We start from the raw sequence: 24,491 nt of genomic DNA, 5'->3' as shown, positions 1-24,491 counted from the left end.
ACGGCTTCACAGTGGTCGCCGCAAGTCCAAGGTGCATGGAAAGTCCGGATTGCTGCGCTCAGGCTGCACCGGCATCGGCCCCGGCGTGTGCCCGATCGGTTCGAACCGCGTCAACCGGCGCGCTTCGGCTTCGAAGGCATTGACCGGGAACGTATCGTAATTGCGACCCGCGGGGTGGGCGACGTGATAGGTACATCCGGCCAGCGCACGTCCGTTCCAGGTGTCGTACAGATCCAGCACCAGCGGCGAATGCACACCAATTGTCGGATGCAGGCACGAATGCGGTTGCCAAGCGCGGAAGCGGATGCCTGCAACGTATTCGCCTTGAATTCCAGTGGCCCGCAGGGGAAGCAAACGACCGTTGCAGGTCACCTTATGGCGATCCGGCGTCAGACCACTGACCTTGACCTGCAGACGCTCGACTGAGGAATCAACATAGCGGGTGGTGCCACCACCGCCAGCTTCCTCGCCGAGAACGATCCACGGCTCCAGCGCGTGGCGCAGCTCCAATTCCATACCCTCGTGGCGCAGCACGCCATGACACGGGAAACGGAACTCGAAATGAGGCGCAAACCACTCTGGGCGAAACGCGAACCCGGCCTGCTGCAAATCGGCAACAACCTCATTCAGATCCAGCCAGTTGTCATTGGGCAGCATCCAGCGATCATGTAGCTGCGTCCCCCAGCGCACCAACGGCCTTGTGTAAGGCGCACGCCAGAACCATGCGATCAATGCGCGCACCAGCAACTGCTGCACCAGACTCATGCGCGCATGCGGCGGCATTTCAAAACCGCGCAATTCGACCAGGCCGAGGCGGCCAGTCGGCGAGTCCGGCGAATACAGCTTGTCGATACAGAACTCGGCACGATGGGTGTTGCCGGTGAGATCGGTCAGCAGGTTGCGCAACACACGATCGACGATCCATGGCGGCATCGACTGGCCCATGGCCGGCAGCTGCGCCAAGGCCAGTTCGAGTTCGTAAATCTGGCTGTCGCGCGCCTCATCGACACGCGGATGCTGCGAGGTGGGCCCGATGAACAGACCCGAAAACAGATAGGACAGACTTGGGTGGTTCTGCCAATAGCGCAGCAGACTGCCCAGCACATCGGGACGCCGCAGGAACGGCGAATCTTCAGGGGTCGCCCCACCCAACACCACATGGTTGCCGCCACCGGTACCCACCGAACGACCGTCGACCAGAAACTTCTCAGTCGTCAGGCGACTTTGGCGAGCGATTTCGTAGACCGCCAGCGTGTTGTCACGCAATTCATTCCACGAACGCGACGGCTGCACATTGACTTCAATGACGCCGGGGTCCGGCGTGATCTTCAGCACTTCCAGCCGCGGATCCGACGGCGGAGAGTAGCCCTCGATCCGCACCGGCAAGCCGGTTTCCGCAGCAACATCCTCAACCGCAGCAACAAGATCGAGAAAATCCTCGGTGCGCGCGACCGGCGGCATGAAGACATTGATCCAGCCTTCGCGTGGCTCGACCGTGAGTGCCGTGCGCACGTTGGGTCCGTTCAGATAGGCACCCCGCTCGCGCGGCCTGGTCTGTCCCGCCTCGGGAATCTGATGCTTGGTCTGGACGGGCTCGCTGTTGCCGCTTCGGACCTGCAAATAGGGCTGACGCCGAGGGTCCGGAGCCGGCAGGTACGACGGCAGGGCGGACGGATCGCTCGGATAGGACACCGGTACCGCGTCGGGCGGCACGCTCGGCAGCGATTCCATTGGCAAGCGCAGGCCGATCGGAGAATCGCCCGGCAGCAGGAACAAACGGCCAGTGCGCAGCAACCAGCGCTCGCTCATCCAGCGCGCCTGTGACTGCCAGCGCTGAATCGGCAGTACATATCCACGCGGCGTCCCAAGGCCACGCTCGAACACCTGCAGCAGGCGCGCGCGCTCTTCCGCATCCGCCAGCCGACTGTCGCTCGGATCCAGATTGATCGGCAGCTTGCGCTCGCGCACCAGGTAATGCAGCGTGTCTTCGTAAGCCTCGCAAACATTGCGCGGATCCACATCCAGCCGCGCCACCAACCCCCGCATGAATTTGTCGGCATGCAGCAATCCCACCGGCTTCTTCGGGTCTGGTATCACTAGCGGCGTGCGCCACAGCGGTTGCTGGTCACGGCGCCAGTACAGAGAGTAGACCCAGCGCGGCAGCGATTCTCCCGGGTACCACTTGCCCTGTCCGTAGGTCAGCAGACCATTCGGTGCATAGTGGTCACGCAGCCGCACCAGCAGTTCCAGCGCGCGCTGCAATTTGTCCGGACCGACCGCGGCGGTGTTCCACTCCGCACCCTGCATATCGTCAGCGGAGATGAATGTCGGCTCACCACCCATGGTCAGGCGCACATCGTCAGCCTGCAGACGCTCATCAACCTGCAGCCCCAGCACATCGATGGCGTCCCACTGCGCATCGTCGTAGGGTTTGGTCACACGTGCGGATTCGACGATGCGTTGCACCGACATCTCATGTCCGAACGTGACCTCGCTGGCTTCGACCGCTCCACTGATCGGCGCAGCCGATGTCGGATCCGGCGTCGCACTGAGCGGAATATGCCCCTCGCCCGCAAACATTCCCGAGGTCGGATCCAGACCAATCCAGCCGGCCCCGGGCACATAGACCTCGGTCCAGGCATGCAGATCAGTGAAGTCGGATTCGGCCCCGGCCGGGCCTTCGAGCGGTTTGACGTCGGGCTTGAGCTGAATCAGGTAGCCGGACACGAAGCGAGCCGCCAGGCCCAGATTGCGCAGCACCTGCACCAGCAGCCAGGCCGTATCGCGACAGGAGCCGCTGCCGTTGGTCAGCGTTTCCTCGGGCGTCTGCACGCCCGGCTCCATGCGGATCAGATAACTGATCTGCTGCTGCAGGCGCAGATTCAGTTCCACCAGAAAATCGACCGTGCTCTCGGCGCTTTTCGGCACAGTCTGCATGAACGCCGCCAGTTGTGGCCCGATCGGTTGCGCGCGCAGATACGGCCCCAGATCCTCGCGCAAACCTTCCGGATAACTGAACGGAAACTGCGTGGCATCCGTCTCGACGAAAAAGTCGAACGGGTTGATCACCGCCAAATCGGCAACCAGATCCACCGTCACGTTGAACTCGGTGACTTTTTCCGGAAACACCACGCGTGCCTGCCAGTTGCCGAACGGATCCTGCTGCCAGTTGATGAAATGGGGGTCCGGCGAAATATGCAACGCGTAACTGAGCACTCGCGTGCGCGTATGCGGTGCCGGCCGCAGCCGGATCAACTGCGGCGACATCGACACGCGCCGGTCGTACCGGTAGGAGGTGAGGTGATGCAGTGCGACGTGGATCGACATGGGGAGCAATAACCGGCGTGGTGGTGCGTCATCTGGCAAAAGGCTTGCCATCGAAGCGCGGACGCCACTCTATACTCCATTTCTGTCCACAGCCCCTGCCAAGGATCACTCAGATATGACCGTTGCCGCCGCGCGCGCCAGCCGGCCGGATTTCGTCCGCATTCGCGGGTTGCGTTATCACGTCCGTCGCTGGGGCGATCCACAGCGTCCGATGCTGTTTCTCGGGCATGGTTGGCTCGATGTATCGGCTACATTTCAGGAGCTGGTGCAGCCGCTGCTCGACCTGTGCCAGGTTCTGGCGCCGGACTGGCGTGGATTCGGCCACACCCAATGGCCCCAGGACGGTTACTGGTTTCAGGACTACGTCGCCGACCTCGACGCCCTGTTGCAGCACTACAGCCCACAGCAGCCGGTTTGGCTGGCCGGGCACAGCATGGGTGCCCAGATCATGAGTCTGTACGCCGGACTGCGACCTCAGCGGATCAGCCGGCTGGTCTGCCTGGACGGACTGTTTCTGCCCGACATGCCTGCCGAACAGGCGCCGCGGCGATTCACTCGCTGGCTCGATCAGCAGCAAGGCAAAACCCGCTCCAAGACCTATCCATCGTTCGAATTCCTGGCCGAGCGCATTCGAATTCAACATCCGCGCCTGAGTCCGGAGCGGGCCAACTTCATTGCCCGATGCTGGGGCGCGCAGGACGGCAAGGGCCGCATCCGTCTGCTAGCCGACCCCCGACACCGCCTCGACATGCCGACCCTGTACAAATCGGCCGAGTCGATGGCGATCTGGCGACAGATCACCGCACCGACATTGTTCGTGGATGCCGCTGCTTCCAGTTTCGCCCAAGCGATCAGCGTCGATGAGCGCAGCGTGCGCCGCAGCTGCTTTCAACAACGTGAGGAGACCGCGATCGCTGACGCGGGGCACATGCTCCATTTTGATGCACCTGAAGCGACCGGCGCGGTGATCCGCACGTTTCTGGCCAAAGCGATGCCATGAACGCCCCGGAACAGACGACGGCGGTGCAATCTCCCGCGGCAGTGGCCGATGAATTCCTGTCCCGGAGCCTTGGCTGGGCTTCGAACGCCGGAGGCGGGCCCACGCTGCGAGGGCGCCGCTTCGATCGCCCCGGACCGACGCTGCACTTTGTTCACGGCAATGGCTTCTGCGGCGGCGTGTACTGGCCGTTTCTGCGTCAGCTGAACACACGCTACGGTCTGTTCTGTCACGACATCGAGGGACACGGCGCCAGCGACGCGCCCGCCCGGTTCTCCGGCGTGCGCAACGTGATCCGGCGGATAGAACCGATTATCCGCGAGCAGCAGCTGGATCGCGCCGCGCCATTGATCGGCATCGGGCATAGCTTTGGTGCGGCATTGACCTTGCGCGCAGCCGCCGCCAACCCGGGTCTGTTTCGTGCCCTGGTGCTGCTGGACCCCATTGTCATGCCGCCGGCGACCTGGTTCGGGATCAAGCTGCTGAGCGCATTCGGGCGCAATCCGATGTCGCGCGCTGCATTGCGCCGGCGCACCCGCTGGTCATCGGTCGACGAAGTACTCCAGCGCCTGCACGGCCGTGGCATCTACACAGGTTGGCGCGACGACGCCTTGCGCTGCTTTGCCGCGCACGCCACCCGCGATCTCGACGGCAAGCGCGAGTTGTGCTGCCCGCCGCGGATCGAAGCGAAGATTTTCGAATCTCCGGTGTACCCATGGCCGGCGTTCGCACAGATCGATTGTCCGGTCCTGCTGGTCTACGGCCGCAGCAGCTACGATTTCGTTCCTGTTTCGGCGCGGCGTGCGCATGGAATCAACCCCGCCATCGACGTGGTCGAGGTCGACGGTGGCCATTGCTTCATGCAGGAACACCCCGACACCTCGGCCACGCTGGTTCTGCAATGGCTGGCCGCACAGGACCTCAGCCCGGGTACCGCGCGCCCCTGAACCGTCGATCCCGCTGTCAACGGCCGTGCGACCATTTGTGTCCCTGCGGCATCTGAGTTGGCGATGAGCTCCGCATTCGACAGCCCGATCGACGACCAAACCCTCGCCCTGGCGCGTACCGGCGACGGGCGCGGCCAGGAAGCGATCTATCGTTGCTTCTCGCGCGCGGTGTTCACCCTTGCGCGGCGCATGACGCATTGTCCCGACGCCGCCGCCGACATCATGCAGAACACGTTTCTGCGCGCGTTCCGCTGTCTGCCGCAATACCGTGGCGACGCGCCGTTCGGACGCTGGCTCCGGTCGATCGCCGCAACCGAGTCACTGATGCACTTGCGCGCCGGTCGCAAAACGCTGTCGCTGTTCGAGACAGACAACCTCGAAGCCGGCGATGAACCTGCCATCGAAGATCTGTGCCAACTCGATCTCGAGAAGGCATTGTCCCTGATGCCTCCGGTTCCGCGCGCCGTGCTGTGGCTGTACCACGTTGAAGGCTACACCCACTTCGAGATCGCACAGATGTGCGGCAGGACGCCCAGCTTCTCCAAATCCCAGCTCTCGCGTGCGCATCAGCGCCTGCGCGAGCTGCTGCAGAACGATGTTCGCCAGGCTGCAGTGGCGACGGCACCGGAGGTGTCATGACTGAACTGAGTGAACGGCTGCGCGAGCTGCCGGAATTCGACCCACCAAGCGACGGCTGGACACGACTTGAGCGTGCGCTGCGTCCGCCTGCTCCGCGGCGCAGCCGCCGAAGGTGGCGTACCTGGGGTGGAAGCGTCGCACTCGCCGCCTCGCTACTGCTGGCCGTCGGCGTCTGGCACCAGACACCGCCGCAAGCTGGAAGCGGCGAGACAGCCCGGGACGTGCGCGCACTGATCGCAGAATCGCACCAGCTGGAACAGCGCCTGGATCAACTGCGACCTCAGGTCGTGGTCTGGAATGCCGCGCTGGCAGCAGGCTCAGAACGTCTCGAACAGGACCTTGCGCTGGTTGATCTGCAACTCAATTACGCCTCGACCGGCGATACCCGACAGCAGCTGTGGCGCAGCCGCGTTGCGCTGATGTCACGGCTGGTGCAGCTGCATGAAGGCGCAGAACTGCAGCCAACGCCGGCTGAAAAACCGCTTGCGGAGTGGACCCTATGACCGTGAACCTGATGCACCCACTGACACTGACCCTGGCGCTCGCCCTCGGCTTGAGCGTGCCTCCGAGCTGGGCGGGGCAAGACGCCGAAAGCGCCGCGACCCGCGCCGAACTTGAGCGCGCAACCGCCGAACTGCAGCGTGCCCAGGCTGAGCTGCAACGCGCCGCCGAAGAAATGAGCCGCGCGGTGCGCGAAGCCCACGCCGACAGCCCGAGCGCGTATGCCTTCGAGTTCCTGAGTAATCCAAACCGCGCAATGCTGGGCGTGATGATCGATGACGAAACCCAGGATCAGCGCGGCGGCATCCCGATCATCGGCGTCACCCCGGGCAGCGGGGCGGACAAGGCCGGCCTGAAGTCCGGCGATCTGCTGCTCAGCGCAAACGGGCAGTCGCTGGCATCGAGCACCGACAAGATCAGTCCTGCGCTCAAGCTGCACGACATCATGGCCACCTTGAAGCCGGGCGATACCGTCACCGTCGAATATGAGCGTGATCAACAACGGCGACATGCGGAAGTCGTGGCAACTCGCCCGGCGCTGGCGTTCGCGCCGCAGACACCTGTGGCCAGCTGGCACTGCGAAAAGGACTGCGACGTCCTGATCGCCCCGCAAGCGCCAATGCCACCGCAGGCTCCGATGCCGCCGCCCGCCCCGATCAGCGCACTGGGAGACCTGCAGTTGGCACGGCTGAGCAAAGACCTGCAGCCGTATTTCAAGACCGATGCCGGTGTTCTCGTCGTCAGCGCACCCCAAACCGGAAAACTCGGACTCAAGGACGGCGACGTCATCCGCAACATCAATGGTCGTGCGGTCGCTGATCCGATCTCCGCCTGGGACGCGCTGTCCGATATCGGAACGCAGAAGACCGTCCACCTGCAGGTCGTGCGCGCGGGCCACATGATCACGGTCGAAGGGATTGTGCCGTCGCAACCTCACCAGCACATCATCGTCAAACCACGCACCCCCTGACGCAGCGACTCTGGGGCCGCAATGATCTTCATCCCCACCCGCTGACACGTTGCAACCCGCACTGACGCCCGAACCCAAGGCGGGTCGGACGTTTTCCTACGTGCAGTTCAGTCCGAAAAAAGGGACGAACGTGGTATCTTTGAAGCCAAATACCGGCCCGTAACAACAGCCCGGTTCAAGCAAACAATCATTGATCTCTGTGACCTTTTCTGGGGAAGTTATGTACCGGACCCGTCTACGCTTGTCCTGCGCCACCGGCGCACTGCTCGCGCTCGCTGCCTCCAATGTTCACGCACTCAGTTTCGAGTTCGACGACGCTGGCGAAATCAGCGGGGTGCTGAATACGACGATGACCGCCGGCGCCGGCTGGCGCATGGAAAAGCAATCAGCCGAGCTGATCGGCAAGGCAAACCTCAATCCGGATGTCTGCACCCGCCAGTACCAGTCCTGTCAGGGCCTCTTTAGGGGACAGACCTATCCGACGGAGCATTTGGCCAGCGCTCCCGGAGCGGCAAGCATGCGCGCCGACGACGGTGATCTGAACTACAACGAAGGCGATATTTTCCAGGCACCGTTCAAGATCACGCAGGATTTCACCGTGACCTACGGTGACTTTGGCCTGTTTGCGAAGTGGCTGTATTTCTACGATTTCATCAACAACGACTTCACCGAGACGCACCCGAACCTGATTACGCCGGACAACGTGAATCAGGTCGGCTTTACCGACGATCCCGTGGCGAACCGTTACTGGACCAATGGCTTGCGCACCTACGGACCGGGCGCGCGCGTACGCAGTCAGCGTACCGACGGCGAGACACTGCGTCAGGCGGGCACCAACCTGCAGCTGCTTGATGCCAACATCTATGGCCGCCTGCCGTTCCTCGGTGAACGCGAACTGAGCTTCAAGATCGGCCGTCAGACAGTGAACTGGGGTGAATCCACGCTGCTGGCAGTCAATTCGGTCAACCAGGCCAACCCGGTCAACGCGAATAATCTTTACCGCGTCGGCTTCCAGGTCGAGGAAATCTTCACGCCGGTCGGCATGGTTTTCCTGAGCTCCGAGCCGTTCTACGGCGCAACGATTGAAGCCTACTATCAGTACGAATGGGCGCCGCTCGAGGCGCCGACACCCGGCACCTACTTCGGCTTTGCGGATCTGGGCACGAACAACCTCGGCAACAGTGTCAACCTCAGCTTCGGCGCCTCGCCTGACGACCCCGATCGCGCTTTCGTCGCCGAGCTGCCGCGCGACCAGATTGGCTATCTGGACAATCCGCTGACGCTGATCACCCCAACCTCCGGCACGCTGACGCGCTTGAAGGACTGGGAACCGAGTGATCAAGGACAGTACGGCCTGGCATTCAAGTACTACGCCGAAGAGCTGAACAACGGCACCGAGTTCGGCCTGTACTACATGAACTACCACTCGAAGCTGCCGTATATCAGCTTCTTCTCGGCGCAAGCGTCATGCGCACGCCGCGAGGGCAATTCACTGGGACTGGATGCACGCAACACCAGCGAATATCTGCGCGCCTGCCCCAACCTGCCGGTCCTCGCCAACACCGCAGCCAGCGGGCAATTGTTGCAGGACGCGCTGGTGCTTGGCCTGCAGCGTCCGGGAATCCTGGCCGACCTCGGCACCGACCTCGTCGGATTGCTAAGCCTGCTTGGCGGCAATCCGGACGAGCCGTACTCCAACGCAGTGCAGCTCGACGGCCCGATGCTGGTGTTCGAGTATCCGGAAAATCTGCACATGTTCGGCGCCAGCTTCAACACGACGCTGGGTGAATATTCGATTCAGGGCGAGGTCGCCTATCGCCCGAATGCACCGCTGCAGGTGGCGATCACTGATCTGGCCTTCGCGGCACTGGGCCCGACGCTGAGCCGCTGCCACGACGCCAGCATTGGTTGCTTCGGCACCACGGCGGGCTCCGGCTTCGATGAGAACGGCGACCGCACGATCTACGGCAGCAGCGATTTCGTCGACGCCAACGGCAACAACCCGTACACGGACACGATCAACCTGCTCGTCGGCCACGTGCCGGGCTCCGCGCGTTCGTTCCCAAGCTTCATCGTGCCGTATCGTGGCGGCACCGTCGGCGAGAATGCGCCGACCGACCTCAGCCAGCCGCTGAACTCCAAGAATCCCGGATACATCCGCGGCTACGAAGAGTTCGACACCTACCAGTTCAACTTCGGCTTCACGCGCGTCCTCGGGGCAACCGACCAGCCTTTCGGCGCCGACCAGATCCAGCTCGTTGGTGAATTCGGTGCAACCTGGGTGCCCGGCCTGCCCGCGCTGGACCAGCTGCAGATCGAGTCGCCGGGCGTCTTCTATCACGCCAGTGCCGGCGCGGACGGCTCGGGCGCCGATGGCTCGCAGCAGGCCTGCTCGACCAATCCATCCTGCTCGGTGGGCGGCGACGGCCTTCGCTTTAACCCGCATCAAGCTGATCTCGACGCCTTTGTCGACAAGCTGTCGTGGGGCTATCGCCTGATTGCGATCGTCAAGTACGAAGGCATCTGGGGACCGATCAGCATGCAGCCCTTCATCGTTTGGGCCCAGGATGTCAGCGGCACCGCACCCGGCCCTGGCGAAAACTTCGTGGAAGGCCGTAAACAGGCTCTGCTCAACATCGAAACCCGCTACCGCAGTGCGCTGTCGCTCACGCTCGGATACGGCTGGTTCGTTGGCGGCGGCGAAAACAATCTGTATAGCGATCGCGATTTCGCACAGGCTTTCGTGAAGTACCAGTTCTGAGGTCAAAAAACGTCGCGAAACGGCGCCTGACCCGCGCCGCTTCGCGCGTCAACCTGCATCCAACACTTGCTTAGTGTAAGTCAAGGCTTACAATCAATAGGGAAAGTACCCATTTGAACGACCGTTCGTCAAAAATCAGGCACCGTTTGTCGGCTAGTCGATTCTGGCGGGTGTAGGATCACAATGGCGATTGGTTTGAAGCCTTAACATTTCGTTGATGGCTTGAAAGGCGCGCCCATCGCTCACTCTTTGGGCAACAACAACAGCTGACTTGGGGATTGCAATGCATCATTTGAAAAAATTCGCCGCTGTAACCGGTGTTCTGCTGGCCGCGCCGATCGCGCACGCCGCAACCTCGACCGAGGTCTACGCCCCCAGCTACTTGAGCGTGCTGGGCATGTACACGTTTACCGATATCGACGGCCTGGCTGACAAGCCACGCCAGGACTACATCGACCATGGCGTCGGTGTGCACGTCCTGTACGGTTCTATGGGCGAAGACGGCACCGGTTGGGGCTACGAACTGGGTGGCGCCCATGAAATCTTCGAAACCGGCTCCGCCGTGGCGACCGACTTCTACCGCAGCTACCTGGACCTGAACCTGGTCTACTCGTTCGGCGACCGCAAGACCTTCACGCCGTTCTTCCTGATCGGTGGCGGCTTGGCCTACAACGACCAGCTGCCGGACGCCAACGACGATTGGTCCGGTCTGGCCAACGCCGGCCTGGGCTTCGTCAGCGCTCCGATCACCGATGCCGGCAAGATCCGCCTGCGCATGGAAGCCCGTTACCTGTACGACTGGTTCCAGGACGAGTACGAAGATGTCCGCGTCAGCGCCGGTATCGAAATCCCGCTGTTCCTCGAGCGCACGGTTGAAATTCCGGAGCTGGAAGAGCAGGTGAAGGTGGTTGAAGTGTCCACCGGACTGACCGACACCGACGGTGACGGCGTGGTGGACGAGAAGGACCAGTGCCCGGATACCCCGGCGGGTGATCGTGTCGACGGCAACGGCTGCACCCTGCCGCAGATCATCGAACTCAAGGGCGTGACTTTCGAGTTCAACAAGACGCGCCTGCGTCCGGACGCGCAGACCATTCTGGACTGGGCGGTCGAGATCCTGAAGAAGTATCCGGACATGCAGGTTGAAGTCGCCGGCCACACCGACAGCATCGGTTCCGACGAATACAACCAGAAGCTGTCCGAAGGTCGCGCCGAATCGGTTCGCGCCTACTTTGTCGAACATGGCGTGCCGGAGAGCCAGATGACCGTCAAGGGCTACGGGGAATCCGAGCCGCGTGACACCAACGACACCGAAGAAGGCCGCGAACTCAATCGTCGCGTCGAACTGCGGGTTCAGAACTAAGCCGATCCGTAGACTTGAATAGATAGGAATGAAAGGTATGAAACTCAAAGACATTCTCAAGAGCAGCTTGGTTGCCAGCGTTGCAGTCGCCGGCGCCATCAGCCTCGCGGCCTGCCGCGCCGACAGCGATGGCAGCGCCAACGGCGGTCCCAATGGCGACGGCACGGGTGCCGTAGTCAACACCCCGGAAAATGAAGGCGGCTTCCCGAACGACGGCGGCGCCAACGGCGGCACCGTTCCTGGCGGCAGCGTCACCGAAGGCAGTGACGTTTCGGCCGACGGCACCATTAACGATCCAGGTACACCGGTCGCCGGTGGGGACTCAGGGCACAGCTTCATTTGCACCGAGACAGCACAGTCGCGTTTTGGCGCAACGACCGTGATTGCGGCTAACGGCCTCCTCGGCGGCCCGTTGTCGGATCTGCTCAACATGCTGGGTGCTGACTCGGTCACGCAGCTGACCAACAGCGTCGCCGACAAGGACCTGACGATCGACAGCTACCTGGTCACCGGCTCCAGCTTCACGCTGACCGCCAGCCTGCTGCTGAACTCGATCGACTCTCTGGACCAGTTCGTGTTCCTGCCGCAGCAGCAGCCGGCCGGCAAGTACGCCGTGTTCGCGCTGTCCTTCCCGGCAGGCACCCTGAATCTGGACCTGCTGAAGTCGATCAAGGTGACCACCTACACCGGCACCGTTGCAGCACCAGTTGCGCAGGAAGCAGTGACGTTCGATCAGGTCCAGATCGGCCTGCTCGGAGACCTCTTGGGGAACCTCGTCGGTGACACCTACGCCTACGTCGGCGTCAAGACGCTGAAGCCGTACCGCTTTGCCAGCGTCTCGCTGTCGACCTTGCTGATCAGTGCCGACGTCGGCACCGCGATGAAGGCGCACGAGTTCTGCACGGACGGTACGCTGGTCGCGAATCCGGCCTGAACCGCGTCATAGCCTGTACCCGACACCCCGCTCCGGCGGGGTGTTTTTTTGTCTGCCGGTCTTGGAGCCAACCTGCCCATCGCAGTGTCTTCGCAAATGGACGCCGTTCAGAGTTTCTCTAGAATGGCGACACAGGAGACTTCTGCATGGGACGCCGCAACCAGCATTCACGTGAGCAGCAGCGCGAGATGGCGATCGCTGCCGCCGAACTGATCCTGGTGCGCGAGGGTTTTGCGGGCCTGTCAATGCGCAAGGTGGCTGACGCCATTGGTTATACCGTTGGCAGTCTGTACCTGATTTTCCAGAACCAGGACGATCTGCTGGCGACGATTAACGAGCGCACGACCGACGCGATCTACGGTCACCTGCGCGACGCTATCGAATGGCAATCCGAACCGCTGCCGCGGCTGCAGCAGCTCGGCGCGGCCTATATCGAATTTGCGCAGACCCACCCTGCCCGTTTCCGCATGCTGTTTGAACATCGCCTGCCGCCGGAGATGGAACCGCGCACCAGCAGCGAAACACGCATCCGCCGCATGTTCGAGCTGGTCGAATCCTGCGTCGCACCGCTAATGTCGGCGGCATCTCCGCAGCAATTGCGTCGCGCCGCAACGACGCTGTGGAGTGGCGTGCACGGCATCGCAAGCCTGGCCATCAGTGGCAAATTCAAATGGGCCGGCGACGCCGAGTTTCGCGGCTACTGCGACGACCTGATCGGCACCTATGTCGCCGGCCTTCAGCAGCGCTGAGAGACGAACAGGCTGCGCCTCAGGTTTCGACGCCGTAATCCTTCAGCAGCTTCTCGGTCCGCGCCTGCGCCAGCTTGTTGATCAGCTTGCTGGCCTCGAACTGATCACGCAGCGTCTTGGCCAGTGTGAATGTCGCTCCGGTCAGAAACAGCGTGCCCAAAGCCAGGTACGCGCGGATCCAGATCGGCACCTGCCCCATCATCAGCAAACCGAACAGCATGCCGCCGAGCGCGCAGGCGAATGAAGTTTTCACAAAAAAGACCCACGACGGCGAGTCCAGTCGGGTGCTCTCGTAAACGGAATCCATGGTTATTTCTCCATGTCAGGATTTCAACACCAATGCAACGCCCAGATCCAGCAACGCGCGTCCGCCGCGCAGCACCGCCTCCGGTTCAGCAACGACAACACACACGCTCACCAGCAGCAGCGTGGACAGCAGCAGTCGCACCCCGCCGTAGCCGCGGGGCCGGTGTCGACGAGGGGGAAAGTATTGATCGATGTTCATTTAATTGCCGCAAGCATTCAAGCCGACTCCTCACCCTGCAATCTCCGCTTCAATACCTCCAGCGCAGAGTCAACGTCCGCCTTCAGATTCGCCGCGGTTGCCGCCCGATCCAGCTGCTGATCGGCATCCATCAACTCCGACGCCGCCTCCATCGTGGCTTCCAGTCCGCCGGCGCGCTGCATCAGGCGCTCCATTTCACGACCGCGCGCCTGGCTGCGGCTGTAGTGATCACCCAGATGGCATGCGATCCCTGAGGCTTCGGCGGCAGTCTGGCTCGCACTGATCTGCGCCGCTCGCAGCCGTGTCTGTTCCAGCTCGCGGCGCAGCTGGTCCACCTGATGCCTGACGCGCTGTACCGAGCAACGCGCGCTTTCAATGGAGGTGTCCTGCGCCGCGCCCCGTGCTCGCGCCAACACCGCGCGCTCCAAAGCCACCCTTGCGTTGGGTTCATCCTCCGCTTTGAGCAGCACGGCTGCCTTGCGCTCCCAGGCATCCGCATCCGCGTCACATTGGCTGCGCTCCCTTTCCAGTCGCCGCTGCGCGGCCAATGCCGTAACCAGACTCGACTGCGCACGCTGCAGGTCTTCGGTCAGTTCTCGCAGCAGCTGCTGCGCCATTGCCTGAGGATTCTCCGCCTGGTCGAGGGCCTGATGTGCCTGTGCGTTGATCATCGTACGGATGCGTGTCATCAAATTCATTGTTTTCCTCCATCAATTGAACACCGCTCATTACAACTTTAAATGAACGGCGTTCATTGTCAAGCCCACCCGCGGAGTGAAATGGACTGTCATGCAATGTTCACGTTTTTGTCACATCCGGATCACGCCTGATGGGCAGTCTGAGTCGCGATGACAAAAGCTCAACACAGCAAGAGCAAGCCCCGCCGAACCACCGGAGCCGCACGGCGTGAGCAGGGCAAGACCCACTACCGCACGATCTGGATCTCCGATGTGCATCTGGGCACTGCCGGCTGTCAGGCGGCGCATCTGGTCGATTTCCTGAAGAACCACACCTGCGACAAGCTGTACCTGGTCGGCGACATCATCGATGGATGGAAACTGCGTTCCGGCTGGTATTGGCCGCAGGAGCACACCAACGTCGTGCGCAAGATCCTGACCAAGGCCAAGCGTGAAACGCAGGTGATCTACGTCACCGGCAACCATGACGAATTCCTGCGCAAGTTCGTCGACTACAAGCTCGAGATTGGCAACATCCGTCTGGTCAACGAGGACGTGCACGAAACCGCCGACGGTCGGCAGCTGCTGGTCGTGCATGGCGACTTCTTTGACGTGATCACCCGATATCATAAGTGGATCGCGATCGCCGGCGACGCCTTGTACGAAGGCACCATGCACTTCAACCTGTGGTTCAACCGCACCCGCGCAAAACTCGGGATGGGCTACTGGTCGCTGTCGGCTTTCGCCAAGCAGCACGTCAAGACCGCGGTCAACATCGTTTCAACGTTCGAAGATTCATTGGCACGTGAGTGCCGCCGGCGCGAACTCGATGGCGTGGTCTGCGGCCATATCCATCATGCCGAGGCGCGACCGATGCATGGCGTCACCTATTACAACTGTGGCGACTGGGTCGAATCCTGTACCGCGCTGGTCGAAGACATGAACGGGCGCATCGAGGTCGTGCGCTGGGTTGAACTCGATCACCTGAATCAGGATCGCAGCAGCAAGGTCACGCCACTGACCAAAGTGCGGACGCCATCGGCCGCCTGAACGCGGTCAGTTCCAGGTCTGCGTCTCCGGATCGGCCACGCGCCATAGATACCAGCTGGCAACCGTGCGATAGGGCGCCCATTTCTGCGTAATCTGCAAGGTACGCCGGTCCGAAAGTGCCCTGCCCTTGCCATAGAGCTGATTGACACCACGCCGCAGGCCAACGTCGTCCATCGCGAACAGGTCGAGACGATGCATCGCGAACATCAGGAACATTTCCGCGGTCCAGCGGCCGATGCCGGGTAATGCGTCCAGCGTCCGGATGGCACTTTCGTCGTCCATCCGCTTCAGCACGCGGAAATCCAGCGTGCCGCTGTCGGTCGCTTCAGCGAGATGACGAATCCACTTGACCTTGGACCATGAGAGCCCTGCCGCCCGCAGTGCCTCCGGCTCGGCCGCCAGCAACAGCTGCGGCTGCAACTGCCGGGACGCGCCCACCGTGCTCATGATCCGTGCCTGAATCGTATCCGCAGCGCGGCTCGACAGCTGCTGGCTGATGATCGAGGCACACAGGACGTGAAACGGGTCGCGCTTGCGCGTCGCCAGCCCGCAGGGGCCATAGCGTTCGATCAAACCACCCATCACCGGATCCGCCGCGCCCAGATGGGCTTCGGCACTGCGCAGCTGCTGATGGATGGTCGGCATGGCCCAGAATCGTCCAGTGCAAGACCCGTTGGCGGGCGGCGCTACAATGCCACAAACCCGACCGGACTCATCACGGTGCTGTTCACCTTCTTTTTCACCCTGCGTGCCGCCGGCCTCAAGCCCAGCCTCAGCGAATTCCTGATGCTGCTGGAGGCGCTGTCGCGTCATGTCGCGGTTTTCTCGCTCGACGACTTTTACCACCTGTCGCGTGCAACCCTGGTCAAGGACGAGTCGCAGTTCGATCGTTTTGACCGTGCTTTTGCCGCGTACTTCAAGGGCGTTGAAGCGGTCACCGGAGAGCTGTTCTCGGACATTCCGGCGGACTGGCTGAAGAAAATGACCGACCGCCATTTCACTGAAGAAGAGAAAAAGAAGATCGAAGCGCTGGGTGGCCTCGACAAGCTGATGGAAACACTCAAACAGCGCCTCGAAGAACAGAAGGAACGGCACCAGGGCGGCAACAAGTGGATCGGCACCGGCGGCACCTCCCCCTTCGGCAACGGCGGCTTTAATCCTGAAGGTGTGCGCATCGGCGGACAGGGCGGAAACCGGTCAGCGGTCAAGGTCTGGGAGAAGCGCGAATTCCGCAACCTCGATGACACCATCGAGCTCGGCACACGCAACATCAAGGTGGCGCTGCGGCGCCTGCGACGCTTCGCACGTGAAGGTGCTCCGGAGGTGCTGGACCTGGACGACACCATCAGCTCCACAGCGCGCAATGCCGGCTATCTGGATATCAAGATGGTGCCGGAGCGGCACAACGCGGTGAAGGTATTGCTGTTCCTGGACGTCGGCGGCTCGATGGACCCGCACGTCCGGGTCTGCGAAGAGCTGTTCTCCGCGTGCAAGACCGAGTTCAAGCACCTGGAGTATTTCTACTTCCATAACTTCGTCTACGAAACCGTGTGGAAGGACAACGCCCGCCGCCACGCTGAGAAGATTCCGCTGTTCGACGTCCTGCACAAATACACACCCGACTACAAGGTCATCTTCGTTGGCGATGCAACGATGAGTCCCTATGAGATTCTGCAATCGGGCGGCAGCGTCGAACACTGGAACGAAGAAGCCGGCGCGGTCTGGTTCAAGCGACTGGCGGATGTTTTCCCCCATCTGGTCTGGCTCAACCCTGAATCTGAATCGCACTGGGAATACACGCCGTCGATACAGGTGACGCAGGAGCTGTTGGGCAAGGAACGCATGTTCCCGATGACGCTGTCAGGCCTGGAGCAGGCAATGCGTCGGTTGACACGATAACGACAACAACGAGGAGAACGGGGATGAGCGGATTCAGCCTGCGCCACAGCGGCGCGATGGTGGTGTGCGTGTGCCTCCTGACTGGGTGCAATAGCAGCTCGCCCCCGTCCACCGCGACAGCACCGTCAGCTTCGGCCAAGTGCGACAGCATCGCCAGCGAGGCCTATGTGACCCGCACCGAGCTTGCGCAGGGCTCACTGGGCGCAGACGCGCAGATGATGTTGCGTTTCGTCCAGTTTACTGACGATCACATCCTCGATGACGACGGCGAAGCCATCAACGGCGCGTCGATCCTGGATCCGCTGGCACCGACCTTCGAAGCGGCGCAGCGTCTGCAGGAGGAGTATTCGGACGAAGCGCTCAACGACATGATCACGCAGGTCAACGACTGCAACTCGCGCTACCCGGCCGAATTCATGATCGTGACCGGCGACAGCGCCGATCTGACCACAGTCGCCGAAACCCGCCGCTTCATCGACAACCTCGACGGCCGCCACGACCAGCTCAGCGCGTTCGAAAGCGCCTGCATCGCCGCGCTCGGCGACGGCGCCAGCGATGCCCAGATCGCGCTGCAATGCACCCGTTTCACCGGGCGCGGTCTGGCCGACACGCAGACACCCGACCCCGATCCCAACGATCCGTCGTATCAGTTGATTTTGACCCGCAGCGCACAACAGTTGTTCGCCACTGAACAGGCGGCACTGAGCGGACGTGCCGCCGACGGCAGTGTCGATCCGTCCAGGGAAACGGCCACTCGCGCGCCCGGCATGCCCGAATCACTGCGCTGCGACGCCGGCCCCGGTTGCAGCAATGTCGCGCTGCAGATGCCGTGGTACGTCGCCTTCGGCAATCACGACGGCTATCTGCGCGGCACCATCGCGTTGACGCTGGGACTCAACGAAGTGTCCCAGATCACCGGCCGCCACTACATGTTCGACGCGCATGAATTCATCGATGAATTCTTTCAGGTACAGCCCGCGCCAGGCCCGGTCGGCCACGGCTTCAACTATGTCGACATCACGCGCCGCATCGACGACGATCCCCGCAACGATGGCTACTACGCGCTGGATGCCGGTAGCGGCCGCGTGCGCCTGATCGTGCTGAACACCATCATTGATGGCCTGGATCCGCGGATTCCGATTGATCTGCTGCGCAATCCATTCGCGCTGTCCGACGGCACGATCGATCGTGTGCAGTTCGAGTGGCTGCAGACTGAACTGGCGCAGTCCGCCGGGCGCGGACAACTGGCCATTGTCTTCTCGCATCATCCGGACCTGACCTTCGCAGACTTCGGCAGTTTCGCGCCACTGGTCCCGATCGACGTCACCGCAGCCGAGCTCGACGCCGAGCTGGCGTCATGGCCGCACCTGATCGCCTGGATCGCCGGACACACCCATCAGCACCGGATCCGTGCTTTCTCCGTTCACAATGAAATCGGCAGCAACGGCGTTGTCGAGACAGCCGTGACCTGCAAATTGCCTGGCGCCTGCAGCGGCTTCTGGCAGATTGAAACCGCGTCGCTGATCGACCACCCGCAGGAGCAGCGCCTGCTTGAAGTCTTCGACAATCGCGACGGCACCGGCACGGTGCGGGCATCAGTCCTGCAGCACCGCTTTGAACGAAGCAAGACTCTGGCCGCCGCTGACGACCGCTGTGCGCTGTACCTGACCGACCCCGCCGCGGTTGCAGCCGGCATCACCGAAGCCAATCTCGGAGCGCTATGCGCCCAGGGCGGCGTCCGCGAAGGCACGCCGCAGGATCGGAATGTCGATCTGATCTTTCGCATGCCGCAGTAAAAGTTAGGGTCCGGAGTTAGGCGCACCGGCTTGGCGCTGTGCTCTAGAATGCGCCTTCGCTAATGTTCGTCATCCATCGGGGGAGTTAACACAATGTCTGCAATTACTGCACTGATCGGGTTTACCGCCTGGACGCTTGCCATCGTATTTATCGTCCTCAACTGGCGTGTCATCGAAGTCCTGCGCGGCAAACCGGCAAACAGCTGGACACGTGGCGCAGCAATCGAGAGTCCGTCATTCGTCAAACGCGCGGAACATGCGCATCTGAACTGCCTGGAAAACCTGCCGGTGTTTGCCGTCATCGTGCTGGCCGCTCAGGCTCTGGGTAAAAGTGCCGTAGTCGATGCGGTCGCCTGCTGGGTACTCTACGCACGCATCGCCCAGAGCAGCGTGCATCTGATCGGCACGCAGCCGATGCTGGTCCTGGTGCGCGCAAGCCTGTATGGCATTCAAGTTGGACTGTTCGCTTACATGCTGTGGAGACTCGCCGCCTGATGAAGCCTTCGACTCGACGCCGCCTCCGGCGCTGGGCACTGTACGGGTTCAGCGCATTCGCGCTGTTCGTCCTGCTGTGCAATCGCTGGGTCATCAACAGCACCGATGCCTATGTATTCCGTAACTGGGCGTTGTTGCCGTTCAACGATGTCGGCGTGGTCCTGGGCACCAGCAAGTACCTGGAAAGCGGCAAACCGAGTCCCGAGTTCCGCGGCCGCATCAGTGCAGCCGCGGAGCTTTACAACGCTGGAAAGGTGCGTCACCTGATCGTCAGTGGCGCAAATCCGGATTCGACCTACAACGAGCCCCGCGCGATGTATCAGGCGCTGGTCAAATCCGGCATCCCGGAGTCCGCCATCACGATGGATTTCGCCGGTTTCCGTACGCTGGACTCAATCGTCAGGGCACAGGCGATCTTCGGCCTGTCACGCTTCACCGTGATCACGCAGAAGTACCACAGCTATCGCGCCCTGTTCGTCGGCCGCAAGCTGGGCATGAGCGTGGTGGCGTACGTGGCACCGGCAACGTCCGACGGTCAGGTCGGCGCGCGTCATCCGCTGCGAGAAGTCTTTGCGCGCGCCAAAGCAGTGCTGGATGTGTTCCTGCTGAAAACCGAACCCAAGTTTCTGGGGGAGCCGGAACCGATCCAGCTGACGCCGGAAGCCGAATCCACCTGAACCTGCTGCGGAGCCGGCGCGTGGGCCGGCTCCGGAAGCATCGGTCGATCAGAAGTTGTACTTCAGCACCACATCAACAAAGTCCCGGTCGGCCAGCAGGTTGCCTGCACCGCCGCCGAAATACATCGAGTATCCGGTCTCGGCGGTCCACGACTGCAGGTAGTGCACGACCATACGTGCCGAGACCTGCTTGCGGTTTTCAACAAAGTTGACGATCGGTGACGGCGTAACCCCAGCGACGTCGTGATCGAACTTGAGGGTCGGCTCCAGCCGCAGGAACCCGAACACGTTGTTGTAGCTGGCCCGCGCGGCGATCTTGTATCCCCACGAAAATGCCGTGGCATAGCCGCCGTTCTGCACCGGCACCGCGTAACCCAGCGCTGGCAGGGTCGACGCCGACACCAGCGCCGCAACAGCGGGATCGCCGGGGTTGTACGTGCCGGGACCGTCGTAGCGCAGCGTGCCTTCCGAAGGCAGATCGTGCACATAGACCGCGGCGGCTTCGGCCACCAGGATCAGCTGATCCCACCCGGTCCATTGCAGTGGTCCCATCAGGCGCGTCAGCCCCACATCCACCTGGCTGACGTCATGACGGCGCCAGCCGCGGATGTACTTGTTGCCCAGTGCCGACCCGAGCGGCAGGGCCGGACTCGGTGTGACCTGACTCGGCAAGCCGACGCCCGCCAGCAGAACCTCGACGTCATCGATCTGCAGCGGCTGATCCACCTTGTAGCTGTACTCGCCCTGCACCGACCAGTCGCCGACGACGGTATTGAAGGACAGGCCGTAGAGCTGGATGTCCTCGGGATATTCGAGGAAATAAGTCCCTGTCGTTGACGGAGCCGCATAGCTGTTCTTGGACGTACCACTGACCACCGGCAAGCGGCTGTGATAATTCATCGCATAAAGCGAAAGGTCCATGTCATTCAGCGCGGAAACCAGTGTGCTCAGCTTGACGCCGTACTGGCCGTCGCTGCCGGGCTCGCGGTTTGGAGCACGCGGAATCGTCGTGTTCGGATAATTCTCGGGAGGCAAGCCGAAGGTGATATTGGCGCGCTGTCCGCCGATCGTGGCGAAGTCATTGGTCGACAGATACGTGCCCGCAGCGTCAATCTCGGAATGCTGCCAATCGAATTGATAGAACGCCTCGGCCGAAAGGCCTTCCATCAGCGTCATCGAAAACCACGCCATCGCCGACGGGATGAAAATCTCATCGAGCTCTGCACCCGGGACCCGCGCCTGATTGGCATCGAGCACGATCATGCTGTTGATGCCGTTGAGGACGAACGTCGATTCGCCCCAGTTCACCACCTGACGCCCCAGCTTGAACGACAGATCGCGCCGGCCAACCGGCAGGCTGCCAAACACATAGGCATCCAGCAGATCGGCATCATTGCCGACCACATCGCGAACCCGATGGGTGCGCTCACGATAGACCGAGATCGGTACTTCAGAAGGACGGCCGGTTGGCGTCAGACCCACGCCGGGATCGATTGCACCGGGGACGTAATAGTTGTCCGCGTTGAACGGCTCGAAGTCGTTCAGGGTCTGGTTGAACACATAGTTGCCACGCATGAACAGCCCGAAGTCGCCCTTGGTCAGGGTCAGATCGGACGTCAGCTTGGCCGCCGAGGAAACAACGTCACCGGCGTCGAAAGCGAGATTGCCGTCGTCACCGTTAGTTGAATTGGCACGCCCACCGTTACCGATGCCCACCAGATCCGGATCACGCGATTCGACGCGCCATGCAGCGCCGAGCGTGAAGCGATTGTCCAGTCGGAAGTCGAGGTCACTGGCACCTGCGGTAGCGGAAGACGCCGCGAACGAAGCTGCAGCAATCGCTATCAGAGTTTTCTTTATCATGGTCCGGTCTCCTCAGTAAGCCGCCTGGGCCGGGCACGGATTGCCGATCTTCAGCACCGCGCCATTGGTGGCCAGGAACGTCGCGGTTTGCCCCTGCATTTCGCAGGTCGCATCCAATGACGCCGCTGGACTGAGAATCGAGCCATGATCCCCCTGATTGAAACGAACGATGTTGTTCCGTGCTGCCGCACCGGTGATCGTCTGCGCCGCTGCCGGCACATCCAGCCCGTCGGTTGCCGCCGGTCCGGGCAGATAGCCCAGACCCATGATGCGCGCCAGCGGATCGGTTCCCGAGAGGTAGCCGGACACGGTGATCCTGTCTGCACCGCGGCACTGCGTGCTGTCGGTCAGTGAACAATTCGGCACCACGGCGTCACCCCGGACTTCGATCATGTGGAGCGGGTGCAAACTCGCCGCAGCACTGGCGTAATTGATCGGATCAGCATCATCGACTGCGGTCTGTGCGAAACGCAGGAAGGTTTCAAAGTTGTCGTTGCCTTCGACGATGCTGCCACCGCTGGCTGCAGCCAGGCCCGCCGCAATACGGGGACCGAAGCTCGCCGAGCCATCCAGCAGCTTGGCGATACCGCCCCCTGGCATCGCCAGAGTCGCGGCGCCGATGGTGTCGTTCACGCCGAGCAGGGTTCCGCCCACGATGCCGCCGAGCGAGTGCCCCACGAGACGCACCGTATCTCCGTCCAGCGCTGCTCCGGTCGGGACATAGCCCGACTCCGTCGGCGCCAGGATCAATGCCGTCGACAGCGACGCATTGAGCGTGAACAGATCGGCCACCGCCTGCCGCAGATTGTCGCGGCTGGTCAGCAGACTGCTCAAATTGATGAAATGCGTGCCGGATGCATCGACCACGCCGTCGGCGGGCGGCGCCCCGGTGCTGTTGCTCACCAGATCCAGGTCGAAGGTGCGTTCCACCGTCCCCGGCACCCGCAGCGGGTCGTTCAACCCCACCCCATGCAGCGGCAGATCGATTGCGACAACCGCGAAGCCGGCTGCCGCCAGCGCAGGTGCCAGCGGCAGCATCTGTGAACGGTTGCCGGTAATGCCGTGCTGGAAGATGACGACCGGCCAGCCTCCCTCAGGCATCGTATGCCCGCTGTTGGCGTTGGGCAGCGTCACCAGCACCGGCACCGTCTGCGTCGCGCGCGCTAACGGCTGCGGGAAGCAGCCGGTCGTGCTCTGGCTGATGCCACCGGTTTGAGACAGCGCCACACACGGCACACCGACCGGCGCGTCACCATCGGCGACCACATTCGGATCGGCATGCCAGAAGGAGTTGAGTGGATTGTCCGGCGCGCCGTTGACGAGAAAATCACCGTCTTCTGCGGTTGCGCTCGCATCCGCAAGGTAATACGGCAGCTTGAGGCTGCCGACGTAAAGGTCCGCCACCGGCGGCAGTTGCGGGATCACGTCCTGCGTAGTCAGGCCGGTCGCGATCAGCTGCATCGGCTGCGCACTCGCCTGTGCCTGCAGACGCTCCAAGGTCTTGCCCACCGACTGCGTCGTGAACGGCCAGGCAATGACCAGCGCCTCATTGCTGATGCCCGCGGCGTTCAGGCCCGGCAGGATTCGCGCCTGGTACAGCTGGCGCACACCTTCCAGCGTTGCGCGCTGCGTCGAACTCAGCAAGGTCAAGGCTGGTTCACTGCGTGCCGCAAACTGCTCGTCGACCGACTGCGCCGACAACAGAACCCGAAACAGATCGGCCGGCTCAGTCGGCACGCCATCCAGCGAACGCACGGCGCGTGTGACCGCCACCAGATACGTCGTTGCCGGTGCCAGCGGTTTCAGCGGCTCGATCAAAAGACGTGTCCGCAGCAGGTTCAGCGGGATCCCGGTTGCCGGGTCAACGGCACTCGAAGACACCACCCGATAGTCGACCCCGGGGACCAGTGGCGCGAACGTCTTGGTGTTGATCACGATGACCGCACCTGGCGCATTGGCGGTATCGGTATCGATACCCCCGATGAAATCGGTGAACGCAGAGGCAACGGTCGAGAATCCATCGAGACGATTGGCATCGTCGACAAACGACGCCGAACTCCCGTTGGGAATGTTCAAGGTGCCGTCCGTGGTGCCGCCGAACAAACCGTCGTTCGGGAATGGAATCACTGCGCTGGCAGCGACCGGATCGAACAGGGAATACGCGGCGTCCGGGCTTGCCGCAAGACCACCGTCGCCGTTATCTGCCTTGTCGCACGCCGAGAGCGCGAACGCCACCAGCAACGGCGTTAGCCTGAGTACCCTCATGTCGGATCTCCTTGTCGCACCGATTCAGGACTCGCGTCCGTTAATCACCGATCTCCGCAGAGCCGGTCGCTTGTTA

21 protein-coding genes are annotated in these 24,491 nt (G+C 62.2%); 14 read left to right on the top strand and 7 right to left on the bottom strand.

Annotated elements, in window-relative coordinates; all coding sequences use genetic code 11:
• Nucleotides 1-6 precede the first annotated feature (6 nt).
• Nucleotides 7-3,327, bottom strand: coding sequence for a transglutaminase family protein (locus tag E4T66_RS02285; protein ID WP_136847273.1), 3,321 nt, complete (start codon nucleotides 3,325-3,327; stop codon nucleotides 7-9).
• Nucleotides 3,328-3,442: 115 nt separating this feature from the next.
• Between E4T66_RS02285 and E4T66_RS02280 the strand changes: the two genes are divergently transcribed.
• From E4T66_RS02280 to E4T66_RS02240, 9 genes are all read left to right on the top strand, one after another.
• Entirely contained in the window at nucleotides 3,443-4,327 is an 885-nt protein-coding gene (locus E4T66_RS02280) for an alpha/beta fold hydrolase (protein WP_136847272.1), read from the top strand.
• Nucleotides 4,324-5,271, top strand: coding sequence for an alpha/beta fold hydrolase (locus E4T66_RS02275; protein WP_136847271.1), 948 nt, complete (start codon nucleotides 4,324-4,326; stop codon nucleotides 5,269-5,271). The genes E4T66_RS02280 and E4T66_RS02275 overlap by 4 nt, the downstream gene beginning before the upstream one ends.
• A gap of 63 nt (nucleotides 5,272-5,334) precedes the next feature.
• The gene (locus E4T66_RS02270) at nucleotides 5,335-5,910 is read left to right on the top strand and encodes an RNA polymerase sigma factor (RefSeq protein ID WP_136847270.1); all 576 of its coding nucleotides are present in this window, start codon (nucleotides 5,335-5,337) and stop codon (nucleotides 5,908-5,910) included.
• The gene (locus E4T66_RS02265; RefSeq protein WP_136847269.1) at nucleotides 5,907-6,413 is read left to right on the top strand and encodes a hypothetical protein; all 507 of its coding nucleotides are present in this window, start codon (nucleotides 5,907-5,909) and stop codon (nucleotides 6,411-6,413) included. The genes E4T66_RS02270 and E4T66_RS02265 overlap by 4 nt, the downstream gene beginning before the upstream one ends.
• A complete protein-coding gene (locus E4T66_RS02260; protein WP_136847268.1) occupies nucleotides 6,410-7,381 on the top strand; it encodes a PDZ domain-containing protein in 972 nt (323 codons plus the stop codon). Before E4T66_RS02265 ends, E4T66_RS02260 begins: the two co-directional genes overlap by 4 nt.
• A 220-nt stretch (nucleotides 7,382-7,601) precedes the next feature.
• Nucleotides 7,602-10,142, top strand: coding sequence for a DUF1302 domain-containing protein (locus E4T66_RS02255; protein WP_136847267.1), 2,541 nt, complete (start codon nucleotides 7,602-7,604; stop codon nucleotides 10,140-10,142).
• A gap of 283 nt (nucleotides 10,143-10,425) precedes the next feature.
• Nucleotides 10,426-11,505: an OmpA family protein gene (locus E4T66_RS02250; protein WP_136847266.1), complete on the top strand. Its 1,080-nt coding sequence runs from the start codon at nucleotides 10,426-10,428 to the stop codon at nucleotides 11,503-11,505.
• Between the two features lie 37 nt (nucleotides 11,506-11,542).
• Nucleotides 11,543-12,439 carry a hypothetical protein gene (locus tag E4T66_RS02245; protein WP_136847265.1) on the top strand — a complete coding sequence of 299 codons (897 nt, stop codon included), beginning with the start codon at nucleotides 11,543-11,545 and terminating at the stop codon, nucleotides 12,437-12,439.
• Nucleotides 12,440-12,585: 146 nt separating this feature from the next.
• The gene (locus E4T66_RS02240) at nucleotides 12,586-13,188 is read left to right on the top strand and encodes a TetR/AcrR family transcriptional regulator (protein ID WP_136847264.1); all 603 of its coding nucleotides are present in this window, start codon (nucleotides 12,586-12,588) and stop codon (nucleotides 13,186-13,188) included.
• A 19-nt stretch (nucleotides 13,189-13,207) separates the two neighbouring features.
• On the opposite strand, the gene E4T66_RS02235 is transcribed toward E4T66_RS02240, so the two are convergent.
• From E4T66_RS02235 to E4T66_RS02225, 3 genes are read right to left on the bottom strand one after another with little or no spacing between them, the layout of a single operon-like run.
• Nucleotides 13,208-13,495 carry a YiaA/YiaB family inner membrane protein gene (locus E4T66_RS02235; protein WP_136847263.1) on the bottom strand — a complete coding sequence of 96 codons (288 nt, stop codon included), beginning with the start codon at nucleotides 13,493-13,495 and terminating at the stop codon, nucleotides 13,208-13,210.
• Between the two features lie 15 nt (nucleotides 13,496-13,510).
• Nucleotides 13,511-13,693 (bottom strand): hypothetical protein, encoded by a 183-nt coding sequence (locus tag E4T66_RS02230; protein WP_136847262.1) that lies wholly within the window; start codon nucleotides 13,691-13,693, stop codon nucleotides 13,511-13,513.
• A 17-nt stretch (nucleotides 13,694-13,710) separates the two neighbouring features.
• On the bottom strand, nucleotides 13,711-14,391 hold the full coding sequence (locus E4T66_RS02225) for a PspA/IM30 family protein (RefSeq protein ID WP_136847261.1): 681 nt from the start codon (nucleotides 14,389-14,391) through the stop codon (nucleotides 13,711-13,713).
• Nucleotides 14,392-14,541: 150 nt separating this feature from the next.
• Between E4T66_RS02225 and E4T66_RS02220 the strand changes: the two genes are divergently transcribed.
• Nucleotides 14,542-15,420 (top strand): UDP-2,3-diacylglucosamine diphosphatase, encoded by an 879-nt coding sequence (locus E4T66_RS02220; RefSeq protein WP_136847260.1) that lies wholly within the window; start codon nucleotides 14,542-14,544, stop codon nucleotides 15,418-15,420.
• Between the two features lie 6 nt (nucleotides 15,421-15,426).
• On the opposite strand, the gene E4T66_RS02215 is transcribed toward E4T66_RS02220, so the two are convergent.
• The gene (locus E4T66_RS02215; RefSeq protein ID WP_136847259.1) at nucleotides 15,427-16,065 is read right to left on the bottom strand and encodes a DNA-3-methyladenine glycosylase family protein; all 639 of its coding nucleotides are present in this window, start codon (nucleotides 16,063-16,065) and stop codon (nucleotides 15,427-15,429) included.
• A 75-nt stretch (nucleotides 16,066-16,140) separates the two neighbouring features.
• Here E4T66_RS02215 and E4T66_RS02210 point away from each other — a divergent pair, with 75 nt between their 5' ends.
• From E4T66_RS02210 to E4T66_RS02195, 4 genes are all read left to right on the top strand, one after another.
• Nucleotides 16,141-17,319, top strand: coding sequence for a vWA domain-containing protein (locus tag E4T66_RS02210; protein ID WP_136847258.1), 1,179 nt, complete (start codon nucleotides 16,141-16,143; stop codon nucleotides 17,317-17,319).
• A 23-nt stretch (nucleotides 17,320-17,342) separates the two neighbouring features.
• Entirely contained in the window at nucleotides 17,343-19,115 is a 1,773-nt protein-coding gene (locus E4T66_RS02205) for a metallophosphoesterase family protein (RefSeq protein ID WP_136847257.1), read from the top strand.
• A gap of 93 nt (nucleotides 19,116-19,208) precedes the next feature.
• The gene (locus E4T66_RS02200) at nucleotides 19,209-19,610 is read left to right on the top strand and encodes an MAPEG family protein (protein WP_248679359.1); all 402 of its coding nucleotides are present in this window, start codon (nucleotides 19,209-19,211) and stop codon (nucleotides 19,608-19,610) included.
• Nucleotides 19,610-20,287, top strand: a complete 678-nt coding sequence (locus E4T66_RS02195) for a SanA/YdcF family protein (RefSeq protein ID WP_136847256.1) — start codon at nucleotides 19,610-19,612, stop codon at nucleotides 20,285-20,287. The genes E4T66_RS02200 and E4T66_RS02195 overlap by 1 nt, the downstream gene beginning before the upstream one ends.
• Before the next feature lie 48 nt (nucleotides 20,288-20,335).
• Here the strand turns inward: E4T66_RS02195 and E4T66_RS02190 are convergent, their stop codons facing one another.
• Both E4T66_RS02190 and E4T66_RS02185 read right to left on the bottom strand, forming a co-directional pair.
• A complete protein-coding gene (locus E4T66_RS02190) occupies nucleotides 20,336-22,150 on the bottom strand; it encodes a DUF1302 domain-containing protein (RefSeq protein ID WP_136847255.1) in 1,815 nt (604 codons plus the stop codon).
• A gap of 12 nt (nucleotides 22,151-22,162) precedes the next feature.
• Entirely contained in the window at nucleotides 22,163-24,415 is a 2,253-nt protein-coding gene (locus E4T66_RS02185) for an alpha/beta fold hydrolase (RefSeq protein WP_136847254.1), read from the bottom strand.
• Between the last annotated feature and the right edge of the window lie 76 nt (nucleotides 24,416-24,491).

The organism is Sinimarinibacterium arenosum, assembly GCF_005047655.1.
In the GTDB taxonomy this organism is placed as follows: Bacteria; Pseudomonadota; Gammaproteobacteria; order Nevskiales; family Nevskiaceae; genus Solimonas.
This window is presented reverse-complemented; position numbering and strand designations above follow the sequence as displayed.